The organism is Desulfatibacillum alkenivorans DSM 16219 (genome assembly GCF_900142135.1).
Lineage (GTDB): Bacteria > Desulfobacterota > Desulfobacteria > Desulfobacterales > Desulfatibacillaceae > Desulfatibacillum > Desulfatibacillum alkenivorans.
On the sequence record NZ_FQZU01000031.1, the window covers coordinates 64,556 to 77,180 of the forward strand.

Below are 12,625 nucleotides of genomic sequence, written 5' to 3' on the forward strand. Positions count from 1 at the left end.
TCAGAATTCAAAGATGAAGCCCTTTATCAGATTAACCATTGGTTGTCCAGTGGGGTGGAGGAAGATTTTCCTTTTCATCTCCTCCATGGCCGAAATATGGATGAACAGGTCCGGTTTCAGGTCTTCAAAGTCGGACCGGTCCGCCCATTCCACCACAACCACGCTCTGGTCGTCAGCCAGGTCAAACAGGCCGATGTCCTCCAGGTCCGCGTCGCCGGTCAGCCGGTACAGGTCGGCGTGCTGAAGCGTCAGACGGGCCGGGTACTCGTTTACAAGGGTGTAAGATGGGCTGGTAATGGGTACTTCTTCGGGAACGCCGAGTCCCCTTGCCAATCCCTGGACAAAGCAGGTCTTGCCTGCTCCCAGGTCTCCCACAAGGGCGATGACGCAGCCTTTTTCCAAGGCTTTTCCAAGCCGCCTCCCCAGGTCCTGGGTCTGGGAGGCGGAGTTCGTCTCAAAAGACCGGGAATACTCAGGCATTCTTCCAAACTCCGGCCAGGGCCTTGGGAACCATGCTCATGACGTCCGTGGCAAGGTATCCGGCCGGGGCGATGTTTTCGGCAATCAGGTCGGCCGCGGCGCCGTGCACGAACACGCCCAGCCTGGCGGAGCGCTCCGGCCCCAGGCCCTGAGCCAGGAATGCGCCGATCAGGCCCGTCAGTACGTCGCCCATGCCGCCGGAAGCCATGCCCGGATTGCCCGTGGGATTGATGCACACCAGTCCGTCCGGGTGCGCAACCACGGTGTTGGCGCCTTTCAAGACCACATGCACTTGATTTTTTACAGCGAACTCGCGTGCGACCTCGGTCCGGTTCTCCTGGATTTCCTGGGCGCTCAGGCCCGTCAGACGCGCCATTTCACCGGGATGAGGCGTCAGGATGACAGGGGAGGGCGCCCTTTTGAGAAGCGTCGGATTTTGGGCTATCAGATTCAGGGCGTCGGCGTCCGCAATCATGGGAACCGGGCATTCCAGAAGCAGGGTTTGCACGAGCTTGCCCGTTTCCTCATGGGTTCCCAGGCCAGGCCCTATGGCCAGGGCGGTTTTTTCCGCCAGCAGCATTTTAACGGCTTCCTGGGCGCTGAGGGCGATTTCGCCGCTCTGGGTTTCCGCCAAAGGCGAGGTCATGGCTTCGATGACCAATCCCTCCAGAACCGGGCACAGGCTTTGGGGCGCGGCCAGGGTCACCAAACCCGCGCCCGCCCGCATGGCGCTCATGGAGGCCATGGCCGCCGCTCCCGTTTTGCCCGGAGATCCGGCAATCACCAGCAGGCGGCCCAGGTCACCCTTGTGGATGTGTTTGGGGCGGTCCAGGGCCGGCCCCAGCAATTGGGGCGAAATCAGCCTGTGCGCCGCGCCCACCGCCTTGGCAATGGATTTGGGAATGCCGATGTCCACCACGTGGAGCTTGCCGGTCAAGCCCGAACCGGGCATGACCATATGCCCCACCTTGGCGAACCCGAACGTGGCCGTGGCGTCCGCCTGGATGCACAGCCCGCACTGGCCGCTGTCCGCAAACAGGCCGGAAGCGATGTCCACGGCGAAAACAAAGGCGTTGGAATCGTTTATTATCTGAATGACGTCGCCGTACAGGCCGCGGACCGGCGTGGAAAGCCCGGTGCCTAAAATAGCATCCACCCACACGCCAAAGCCCTGCATGGCGTGCTGATGCTCACGGAGAGACTCCTTGTCCGTGATTTCCACCAGGGGAAGGCCCATTTTTTGGACCAGAGCCAGATTCGCCTTGGCGTCTCCGGTCAGGTCGCCGGTCTTGCAAAGCAGATAAATCACTACATGAACGCCGCGCTCGGCAAGGCCCCGGGCGATGACAAAGCCGTCCCCGCCGTTATTGCCCTTGCCGCAGGCGACGCCCACCTTTTGGGTCTTGATGTCCGGCACGTGCGAGCAAAGAATATCCGTGGCGCCTCGCCCGGCGTTTTCCATTAAAACGCGCCCGGGAATGCCGAATTCCTCTATGGTGCGGCGGTCCATCTCCCGCATTTCTTCCGCTGTAACCAGATACACGATGTCGCCTCCGAGAACATGTCGCAAAATTCAACGATTGAGACTGGCGAATAAAATCCGAAAAATCGGCGTCAGATCAAACCTGACGGGCCAAAGCCAGCATTTCCTTGACCGCGGCGTCCAGGCCGATGAACACGGCCCGGCTGACAATGGAATGGCCAATGGAAAACTCCTGGATCTCCTTGACGCCTATAAAATCCTGGATAGACCGAAAGTCGATGCCGTGCCCGGCGTGGACTTCCATGCCCACTTTCCGGGCAAGGCGCGCCGCTTCCTGAATGGCCGCCATGGCCTTGGGAGAGCGGGATTCGCAAAAATCTCCGGTGTGCAGCTCCACCACGTCGGCGCCGGCTTTGTGGGCGGCCTTGATCTGATTCAGGTCCGGGTCCACAAACAGGCTGACCTTGATTCCGCCCGCCTGAAGCGTCTTGACGGCGTCGGCCACCGAATCCTTATGCATAACCACGTCCAGGCCGCCTTCCGTAGTCACTTCCTCGCGTTTTTCAGGCACCAGGGTGGCCTGATGCGGCTGGACTTCCAGGGCGATGCCGATCATTTCAGGCGTGGCCGCCATTTCAAGAATCAACTTGCTTTGAACAATCTGGCGGATGATCCTCACGTCCCGATCCTGAATGTGACGCCGGTCTTCCCTTAAATGAACCACCACTCCGTCAGCCCCGGCCAGTTCCACCAAAACGGCCGCAGCCACAGGGTCCGGATAATCCACGCCCCTGGCTTGCCTTAACGTTGCAACATGGTCCACATTGACTGCCAAACCCGCCATTTTATATCCCTTTCTATATATTTTTGAATTGTTCAAATAGCTCCGCTTCTTTGGCCTGCATCAAGGCGGTTTCCTCCGGCTCTGCATGGTCGTGGCCGACCAGGTGCAAAATTCCGTGGATCAAAAGCTCCAGAATCCGGACGTACAGATCCACGCCTGCGTCCTCAGCCTCTTTGGCTGCGACGTCCGTGCATATTACGACGTCCCCGATGATTTCCGGATTGATCTCATTGAACGGCCCTTCCATCATGGGAAAGGCGAGCACATTGGTGGGGCCTTGTTTGCCGACGTATTCCTCGTGGAGCTCCGCCATGCGGCCGCCGTCCACGATCAGGACCGAGAGTTCGGAGTCAGGACAGTCCAAGGCGCTTAAGACTGCCTGAGCTGCCTTTTCCATTCTGGGGAGATTTATCTCCATTTTTTGCTGATTGTCCGTTAGCACCGGCATTGGCTTTTTTTCCTTCTTTCTTTTTCCCGTCCCCCTTTTTGCCTTCTCCCTTGGAGGCGGACTCTATGTACTCCACCCGATGGTGGTATATTCCGGATAAAATTTGATTGAAGCTCTTGGCGATCTGATGCAAATCCTTCAGGGTCAGTTCGCATTCGTCCAATTGCCCGTCGGAAAACACGTTGTTGACCAACCGCTGCACCAGCCCCTGGATTCTGGCCGGCGTGGGGTTTTCCAAGGTCCTGGAGGCGGCTTCCACAATATCGGCCAGCATGACCAGGCCCGCTTCCTTGGTCTGGGGCCTGGGGCCGGGATAGCGAAAATCCGCTTCGCTCACGTTTTCTTCGCCCCTAAGCTGCTTGGCTTTCTCGAAAAAGTAGCTGATTTTGCTGGTTCCGTGATGCTGCTGGATGGTATCCGTAATGGCCTTGCCCAGCTTGTAGCGGGTGGCCATTTCCACGCCGTCCCTGACATGGGCGATGAGGATCAGGCTGGACATGGATGGCGCCAGCTTGTCGTGGCGGTTTTTTCCGCCCATCTGGTTTTCTATAAAATACAGGGGTTTGTTTATTTTCCCAATGTCGTGGTAATACCCGCAAACCCGGGCCAAAAGCGGATTGGCGCCAATGGCTGTGGCTGCGGCTTCCACCAGACTGCCCACCAGCATGCTGTGATGATAGGTGCCCGGCGCCTCCAGCATGAGCCTGCGCAGGACGGGTTTGTCCAGGTTGGCCAGTTCCAGCAGCTTGATGTCCGTGGCGAAGCCGAAGGAGACCTCCACCAAAGGCACGATGCCCGCCGTCAGTACGCCCGCTCCCATGCCGCCGATAAAGGCCATGGACATGTCAATGACCAGAGGCTTTACCGCGGGAGCGCCCGTATAAAGATACAAAGCCGCCACAAGGCCCACGTTCAGCAGCCCGACCTTGGCGCCCGCCTTGATGAAGACGTTGCGCTCCCGGCATTCCTTGGTCCAATAGGCTCCCAGAGTGGAGTTTAAAAAGAAGTATATCCAGGATTCAAACGGCTTGGCGAACAAGGCCGAGGCGAAAAAGCCCATGGCGATGGCGAAGGGCAGGGCCACGTCCAGGCCCAGGAACAGGCAAAGGATCATGGACCCGGCCGCCAGCGGCGCTGCGAATATAGCTGGGGATGAAAAGGGCGCGGCCCCGGACTCATGGGGAAAAACCGCAGAAATGCTTAAGAACAAACGGGCCACAACAAAAAAACTGAGCAGCACCAGGCATACAAACAGAAACTCCCGGCCCTTTTGCCCCTGCTCCCGGCTGGAAGGCCGCAAATAAACCAGATGAAAGGCGATGAGGAAGAAAAGCACGATAAAGCCCATGCCAATGCCCCGGATTACGGTGCGTTGATTGCCTTCCTGCTTGTTCAGGGCGTTGAGCTTTTTAACGTGCTCCGCCGTGACTTTATCGCCGTCCCGCAAAAGCATTTCTCCGGCTTTGATGATGTAATGCGCCTCGGTGACGGCTTCTCTGGCCTCCTGCTTGCGCGCCAGGGTTTCCTGCATGTTCAGGGTGATGTTGGGCTTGATCAGCTTTTGGCAAAGCTCGACCACCAGATTGATCAGATTCGGGTTGAAGTCCTTGAGAATGGGATCGCCCACAACGCGAACCATGGTGCGGGCTTGGGCGTAGCTGTAAAATTGCTTAAGGCTTTGCACATAGGCTTCATTCTTGGATTGCAGGCCCCGAAGCATAATGCCCCGGTTGGCCTCCTCAAGCAGAATTTCCTTGTTGGCCACCACGCCGTTCGCCAGAATCTGGCTGGCTATTTGCGATATGTGGTTTTCAAGGTTGTGGGAGAAACCGTCTTTGACCAACAGGTGGTAGTTTTCGTCCGTAAGCTCTATGCCCAGCACTTGTTCGAAGGCGGCCTTGTTGTCCGCCAGGACGTCGGCAAGCGGGCGGATGGCCGGCCGGACGGCTTGGGAAGCGTCCTGCCCCTCCGATTCGTGGGGTTGGCTGGTTTTCGCAGCCTCCTCCAAAGCCTTGGCGTGATCCGCTATGATTCTACGGGACCCTTCAAAGGCCGCATGCAATTTCTGGATGATTGCATCCCGCATGGCTTCGTCGCGATCGTACACCGTCAAAACCGCTTCAGCCGCCTTGCGCCTGTTTTCTTCCGTAGTTTCCCTATCTTCTACAAAAAGGTCCCTGGGCGCCTTGATGTTCTTGGCTGCAATGTCCCCGACTTTGTAGGTTCGCGAATTCACCACCAGACTGGGGTAAATCAGCAGGGTGATCAGGACTGCAACCAAAGCCAGCACCCAAAAAACCAGGGAGTTGCTATACGGAGAAATACGGCCCTGAATCCGTTTTGTTAGCCTAGAGAAAAACATGACCTCCTCAACAAAACGCCGGCCTTAAAAAAATCTGGCAAGCCGGCTTTCCTGCTGTTAGCGGCGCACTGGTTTTTCAGCCGCCTTTTTGGCTTCGTGCTTTTCATAAGCCTGGATGATATCGCACACCAGACGGTGCCGAACCACATCCCGTTTTCCAAAATATACGAAATCGATCCCGTTTATCCCCTGAAGCAGTTCCTTGACCTCCACCAGGCCCGAACCCTTGGAGTTGGGCAGATCGATTTGGGTGATGTCCCCTGTAATCACCGCTTTGGAATGATATCCAATCCGGGTGAGGAACATTTTCATCTGCTCCGAGGTGGTGTTTTGAGCCTCATCCAGCACAATAAACGAGTCGTTTAGCGTGCGGCCCCGCATGAACGCAAGCGGCGCCACTTCAATGACCCCTTTTTCCATCCAGGCCCCGGCCTTTTCAAAGGGAATCATATCATGAAGCGCATCATACAACGGACGCAGGTAAGGATTCACCTTTTGGGCCAGGTCTCCAGGCAAAAAGCCAAGGGCCTCCCCGGCTTCCACCGCCGGACGGGTGAGGACGATCCGGTTCACCTGGCCTTTGGACAAAGCCGATACGGCCATGGCCATGGCCAAATAAGTCTTGCCCGTGCCCGCCGGGCCAACGCCGAAGACGATATCCGAACGCCTGATGGCCTCGATATAGTCCTTTTGAGCCCGGCTTTTGGGGGTGATGGACCGCTTTTTGGACGTGATGTAAACCGTGTCCAGAAAGATGTCCTTGAGCTTCTGGCGGTGGTCCGTGGATAAAATCCTGACCGCATGATCCACATCCGTGTCGTAAATGGGATAGCCTTTGCGGATAAGTCCGTAAAGTTGCCTGAGGATATTCTCCGCCAGTTCCACGGCGATGGGGTCGCCTTGTATGGCGGCCTGATTGCCCCTGGCGTTTATGCGAACCTCCAGGGCCTGGCCTATGCGGATGAGGTGGCTGTTGTGCTGGCCAAAAAGCTGCCTGGCGCAATCGTTTTCATCGAATTCCAGGACGCTTTCCCGCCGATTTTGTTCTGTTTCCAATGTTTCCATATTTTTATGCTTCCGCTTGCTATTTGCAAGTAGGGGGCCGGGCCGATCATTATAATAACGATAGAAACCCGCCGGCCGCCAACCTCCTTTTTTCAGGAGTTGGACCCGATATCATACCACCCTGAAAAAGGGAATGCAAACATCTCTTTCGCTTTTGATAATCAGTAAATATTCAGCACAGTTAAGGGGCAGGATTATGGTCAGGGCCGGGTGAAATAATACACGCAGCTTTTTCCGATAAACGGGTTAAGCAGCTTGTCTAACGCACGGGTAAGCCACGGTTTTTTCATGATATCCCAGACGAGAAACCGGTGATATAGCTGGACCGCGCGGGCGTCCTCGTTGTCCAGGCCCATGGCGCACTTGAGCCACCAATAGGGAGCGTGGAGCGAATGGGCGAAATGGCCGCCCCGGTATTTCATCCCAACGCCTTCGATGAGTTTAAGCAGGGACTTGCGGGTGTATATGCGAATGTGCCCGCCTGGCGTATTGTAATATTGCTCCGAAAGAGTCCAGCAGATCACTTCCGGCGTGTACCTGGGCACGCTCACCGCCAGCACTCCGGCGGGCTTAAGCACCCGCACCAATTCGGCGGCGGCCTTTTTATTATTGGGGATATGCTCCAAAACCTCCGAGCAGATGACCGCGTCAAAAAAATCGTCTTCAAACGGAAGGCGAGTGCAGTCCCCTGAAAAAACCTGCCACGTTCCTCCGCCGCCCATGCCGGAGTCGTCCATGGCGCAAAGCATGCTGCGGGTTTGAGCCGCGTCCTTGGGATTAAGATCCAGGCCCACGGCTGTGATTCCCGGCTGGCAATAGGCCTCGCAAGTATGGCGGCCCTGGCCGCAGCCCACGTCCAGAATCCTGCCGCCCGGCTTCACATTGAGGCGTTTGAAATCAACGGTAATCACTGATCGCCTCGCGGTACACGTCGGCAGTCTGTTCTGCGGCGTTCTTCCAGGTGAAAAGTTTATGAACCCGGTCGTATCCGGCCTTGCCGTATGCCTCCGCCTTTTGGGGATTGTCCAGCAGGTCGATGATGGCTTTTTCAAGGGCCAGGGGATCGGCGGGCGGAACCAGAACTCCGGAGTCTCCCACAACCTCGGGCAGCGCGCCGCCGGTGGTGCTGATAACCGGCAGGCCGCAGGCCATAGCCTCTCCGGCCGGAAGCCCGAAGCCCTCGTATACCGAGGGAACCACGGCGATGGCGGCCCGGGAGAACTGCCTTACAAAGGCGTCGTCGTCCAGGCGGCCGGTGAAGTTCACGATGTCCCCAATGCCCAGCTCGCGCACCAGCTTGACAATGCCGCCGTGCTTTTTGGGCGTGCCTATCACAGTTAGGGTTACATCCCGTTTTTTACGGACCTCGTACACCGCTTTGAGCAGATGATACAGCCCCTTGAGAGGCGTGTCCGCGCTGTTGGTCACCAGCAGCCGGTTTTTCTCCCGTTTCACCCCGTGCATGGGCCTGAAGTGGTTGGTGTCGATCCCGTTGGGAACCACCTTGATCTTCTTGGGCCGGACCGGAAACTCCTGGGAGATGTCCTTTTTGCTGGCTTCCGAAACCGTAACCACCCGGGTCATGTGCCGGGACACCCGCTTTTGCATGTCAATGAACGAATACCAGCGATGGATTTTCAGCTTTTTGAAGGGAGAGCGCACGGATTGGACGGCCACGTCCCGGTCAACCGTAATAGGGTGATGAATAGTAGCCACCGCCGGTAAAAAACGGGTGGCGCCCCATATTCCGTAGGACAGGCATTGGTTGTCGTGTATTATATCGTAATTATTATGGAATTTGGACAAAAACATATAAGCGCGCACGCCGAAAGTAAAGGGCTCGGGATACCCCATGGTAGTCACGCCCATCCATTCGATGAAGTTGATGGGATCCATCAACTCGCCTACGCCGGGCATGCGAAAAGGATCCTCGGCGTTATACAGGTCCAGGTTCTGAAGCTTGTGCAATCCCACCCCATCCACCAATTCAGGATAAGGAGGGCCCGAGACCACATCCACTTCATGGCCTATGGATCTTAACGCGGAGGAGAGATATTTGACATAAACCCCTTGTCCGCCGCAGTGTGGATTGCTTCGATAGCTAAGCAAGCAGACGCGCAAAGGGCGGTCTCCATGGATGGCTTCCAATTGGCTCTTAGTATGTTTTTTGCTCATTACGCTTTGGCTCTGGAAAATTAAACCGCGGGTCAATAGTGGAAAAACGGGCTACCATTTGCCTTGAACAAAAGCAACTTTTTTTTAACAAGTTTTGTTCAAATATACCACTTGTTCAAAAACGCCCATTCCTGTAATTTGCTTGTTTCATTGTCTATATTTTCGAAATAAAGCAAAATGAAATCCAGCGGTTGATGGAAAAAAGTCTTGCAAAATTCTAGTAATTGTGTAAACACACATCTGCTTAATACGCTAGGGGTTATTAAGCAGAACTCCCGGCCTATTTTGGTTGAGAGTCAGCTTGATTTTCATATATATTCAAATGGTTACACCATAAGGAGAGTTAAGGCATGGCACAGGTTTTATCTGACAGGCGGGATGTGCAGTTCGTACTCAACGAACAGCTGCAAATAGGGGATCTTTGCAAAAGCGAGCGCTACGGAGATCTCAACACCAAAACTTTTGACCTTTTCATGAACGAAGCCAGGGCTCTGGCCACCAAGGAACTGCTTCCCACCCGGGAAGAATCCGACCGCGTGGGCGCCACCTGGGACGACGGAAACGTGACCGTTCCTCCTTCCTTTCACAGGGCTTACAAACTGTTCCGCGAAGGCGAATGGCTGACCATCGCCGATGACATCGAAGTGGGCGGCCAGGGCATGCCCCAGGTGCTGGCTTTCGCCTCTCTGGAACTTTTCGCCGCCGCCAACATGGCTTTCTCCATTTACACCATGCTGGGTCACGGCGCCGGCAAGCTGATTGAAGTTTACGGCAGCGAACTGCAAAAGAAAATGTTCTTGGGCAAGGTCTACTCCGGCGAGTGGGGAGGCACCATGTGCCTGACCGAACCCGAAGCAGGCTCCGACGTGGGCGCCCTGACCACCACCGCCGTGAAGAACGAAGACGGCACCTACAATATCACGGGCAACAAAATTTTCATCAGCGCCGCTGATCACGACCTGGTGGATAACGTGGTCCATCCGGTTCTGGCCCGCATTGAAGGAGACCCTGCAGGGACCTCCGGCATCTCCATCTTCCTGGTCCCCAAATACTGGGTGAACGAAGACGGAACCACGGGCGATTACAACAACGTGTACGTGGATCGCATTGAAGAAAAAATGGGCATCCACGCCTCCGCCACCTGCTCCGTGCAGTTCGGCGCCAAGGGCCCCTGCCGCGGCCTGCTGCTGGGCGAAGAACGCAAGGGCATGCGCATCATGTTCCACATGATGAACGAAGAACGCCTGAACGTGGGCGTTCAGGGCCTGGGCAGCGCAAGCGCCGCTTATCTGCTGGCTCTCAACTACGCCCGTGAGCGCGTGCAGGGCAAGGAAATCCTCAAGTCTCGCGATCCCGAAGCCAAGGGCGCCACGATCATCCATCATCCCGACGTTCGCCGCATGCTCATTCAGATGAAGGCTTACGTGGAAGGCCTCAGAAGCCTCAATTACTTCACCGGCCTCTGCATGGACAAAGTCGTGATTTCCGAAAGCGACGAAGAAAAAGCTCTGTACCAGGGCTTTGTGGACCTGCTCACCCCCATCTGCAAGGGCTACTCCACGGAAAAATCCGTGCTGGTTTGCAACGACGCCATCCAGACTTACGGCGGCTACGGCTTCACCAAGGAATATCCCGTGGAGCAACTCGCCCGCGACACCAAGATCCTCACCATTTATGAAGGCACCACCGGCATTCAGGCCGCCGACCTTCTGGGCCGCAAACTCGGCATGCAGAAGGGTCAGGTTTTCATGAAGTTCCTGGAGCAGATCAACGCAACCATCGCCAAAGGGAAGGAAATGGAAGCCACCAAGGCGTTGGCCGAAAACCTGGAAAAGGCAGTCATCAAGTTTTCCGAGACTGCCATGTCCGTCGGCAAAGCCGCCGCTTCCGAAAAAGTGCTGGCCGCTTTCGGCCACGCCACGCCTTTCATGGAAGTCATGGGCGACATCGTCATGGGTTGGATGCACCTGTGGAGAGCCACCGTGGCAGCCCCCATGGTTGAAAAAGGCAAAAAGGACCTTGCCTTTTACAAAGGACAAATGGAAACCGCCCGCTACTTCATCAATGTTATGCTGCCCATAACCTTCGGCAAGATGGATTCCATCCTCGCCCTGGACGATGCAGCCGTAGCCATTGACGACGCTTCCTTCGGCGGATAACAGGCAACTTAGTCAGGCAACGCCGGGCCGTTCTGTTTTCAGGGCGGCCCGGTAACCATTTAATCGGAGATAACCAATGGAAACAACACACGAAGTCGTTGCCGCCGCGCCTGTGGAGCAGGCAGCGGGAGCAGCCCATGATCTGATCATCAACCTGCCTGCCCATTCCAGTTTTCTGGGCATTCCGGTATGGTTTTTCGCGCTGGTGATTCCGGCTGTGGCCATCGGCCTGTTCGCCTATATCATGGCCAATCGCATGAAGCCCCTGGTATTGGCCAACCCGGACTTCCGGCTCAACCAGATCCCCGAGCGGGTGTTCCGCCTTGTGAAGTTCGCCATCGGCCAGTGGCGGCAGCCCCGTTACATGACGGCGGGCCTGCTGCATATCTTCATTTTCGCCGGGTTCATGATTCTGTCCATCAACTCCACCCGTCTGGTGATCTGGGGCCTCGCTCCGGACTTCCAGTTCCCGGGCCTGAACGGAATCGGCGGAACCATCTACCAGTTCATCAAGGAAATCGCAGCCACCCTGGTGCTGGTTTCGTGTATCATCGCAGCCATCCGCCGGGGCATTATCAAGCCCGCGCGCTACGCCGTGCCGCCCGCCCTCGGCCATGACCACACGGGCGAGGCGGTTTTTGTGCTGGCCATGATCTCGGGCCTCATGCTGGGCGACTTTTTCTACGAAGGCACCAAGATCGCGGCGGAAGTCCGCAGCGGGCACGAAGCCGGCATGCTCATTCCCCTGACCGGGACCTGGTGGGTGTACATGTTCGTGAAAAACGCCTCGGTGAGCACGCTGCAGCACGTGAACACCTGGGCCTACCTGGCGCACGAAATAATCTTCTTCAGCTTTTTGAACATCCTGCCTCTGGGCAAGCACTTCCACGTCATCACCTCCTTACCCAACGTTTTCCTGTCCAAGCTGAACAAAGGCTCGGTCAAGCCCGTCAAATGGGGCATCACGGAAGAGGAGCTGGACGATCTGGAATCCCTGGGCGTCAAAAAGGCCACGGACTTCACCTGGAAGCACATCCTGGACTTCTACTCCTGCGCCGACTGCGGCCGCTGCTCGGATCAGTGTCCGGCCAACGCGGTGGGACGTCCCTTGTCCCCCCGGTTCGTGACCATCAAATGCCGCGACAAGATATTCGGCGCCTTTCCCCTGAAGGGCGAAGCGCTGCCCAACGACGAACTCATCGGCACGGTTTTGTCCGAAGACGAAATCTGGTCCTGCACCACCTGCGGCGCCTGCGAAGAGGAATGTCCCATCTTCATCGAATACATCGACAAGATGGTGGACCTGCGCCGGGGCATGGTGGACGAGGGCAATGTGCCCCAGTCCCTGCAAAAGCCCTTGAGCGCCATGGAAAAACGCGGCAATCCCTACGGCAAGATGGAAAAGAAGCGCGCCGAATGGGCCAAGGAAATCGCGGAGGAGACTCCGGTGGCCGTGCTCAATCCCAAAAAGGGCGAGACCTGCGAGACCCTGTACTTTGTGGACTCCATCACGTCCTATGACGATCAGATCTCCAAGATCGCCCAGTCCACGGCCCGCGTGCTCACCGCCGCCGGCGTGGAGTTCGGCGTTCTGGGGCCTGCGGAAAAG

General features: G+C 56.6%; 10 protein-coding genes. 2 read left to right on the forward strand and 8 right to left on the reverse strand.

The genetic code is table 11. The features are described from left to right. From tsaE to BUE18_RS20285, 8 genes are all read right to left on the reverse strand, one after another. Window positions 1–480 carry a tRNA (adenosine(37)-N6)-threonylcarbamoyltransferase complex ATPase subunit type 1 TsaE gene (gene tsaE, locus BUE18_RS20250; protein ID WP_073477998.1) on the reverse strand — a complete coding sequence of 160 codons (480 nt, stop codon included), beginning with the start codon at window positions 478–480 and terminating at the stop codon, window positions 1–3. After that, window positions 473–2,023, reverse strand: coding sequence for a bifunctional ADP-dependent NAD(P)H-hydrate dehydratase/NAD(P)H-hydrate epimerase (locus tag BUE18_RS20255; RefSeq protein WP_073477999.1), 1,551 nt, complete (start codon window positions 2,021–2,023; stop codon window positions 473–475). Before BUE18_RS20255 ends, tsaE begins: the two co-directional genes overlap by 8 nt. 76 nt (window positions 2,024–2,099) lie before the next feature. Then, window positions 2,100–2,807 (reverse strand): pyridoxine 5'-phosphate synthase, encoded by a 708-nt coding sequence (locus BUE18_RS20260; RefSeq protein WP_073478000.1) that lies wholly within the window; start codon window positions 2,805–2,807, stop codon window positions 2,100–2,102. A gap of 13 nt (window positions 2,808–2,820) precedes the next feature. Continuing rightward, window positions 2,821–3,204 (reverse strand): rRNA maturation RNase YbeY, encoded by a 384-nt coding sequence (gene ybeY / locus BUE18_RS20265; protein ID WP_170868420.1) that lies wholly within the window; start codon window positions 3,202–3,204, stop codon window positions 2,821–2,823. Then, on the reverse strand, window positions 3,158–5,617 hold the full coding sequence (locus BUE18_RS20270; protein ID WP_073478002.1) for an HD family phosphohydrolase: 2,460 nt from the start codon (window positions 5,615–5,617) through the stop codon (window positions 3,158–3,160). Before BUE18_RS20270 ends, ybeY begins: the two co-directional genes overlap by 47 nt. 57 nt (window positions 5,618–5,674) lie before the next feature. After that, a complete protein-coding gene (locus BUE18_RS20275; protein WP_073478003.1) occupies window positions 5,675–6,682 on the reverse strand; it encodes a PhoH family protein in 1,008 nt (335 codons plus the stop codon). A gap of 200 nt (window positions 6,683–6,882) precedes the next feature. Continuing rightward, window positions 6,883–7,593, reverse strand: coding sequence for a class I SAM-dependent methyltransferase (locus BUE18_RS20280; RefSeq protein ID WP_073478004.1), 711 nt, complete (start codon window positions 7,591–7,593; stop codon window positions 6,883–6,885). Further along, window positions 7,580–8,857, reverse strand: a complete 1,278-nt coding sequence (locus BUE18_RS20285; protein ID WP_073478005.1) for a glycosyltransferase family 4 protein — start codon at window positions 8,855–8,857, stop codon at window positions 7,580–7,582. The genes BUE18_RS20280 and BUE18_RS20285 overlap by 14 nt, the downstream gene beginning before the upstream one ends. 350 nt (window positions 8,858–9,207) lie before the next feature. Here BUE18_RS20285 and BUE18_RS20290 point away from each other — a divergent pair, with 350 nt between their 5' ends. Together BUE18_RS20290 and BUE18_RS20295 are read left to right on the forward strand one after the other, a co-directional pair. After that, the gene (locus BUE18_RS20290; RefSeq protein WP_073478006.1) at window positions 9,208–11,016 is read left to right on the forward strand and encodes an acyl-CoA dehydrogenase; all 1,809 of its coding nucleotides are present in this window, start codon (window positions 9,208–9,210) and stop codon (window positions 11,014–11,016) included. A 76-nt stretch (window positions 11,017–11,092) separates the two neighbouring features. After that, the coding region (locus tag BUE18_RS20295) for a (Fe-S)-binding protein (RefSeq protein WP_073472365.1) at window positions 11,093–12,625 on the forward strand (1,533 nt) is incomplete at its 3' end.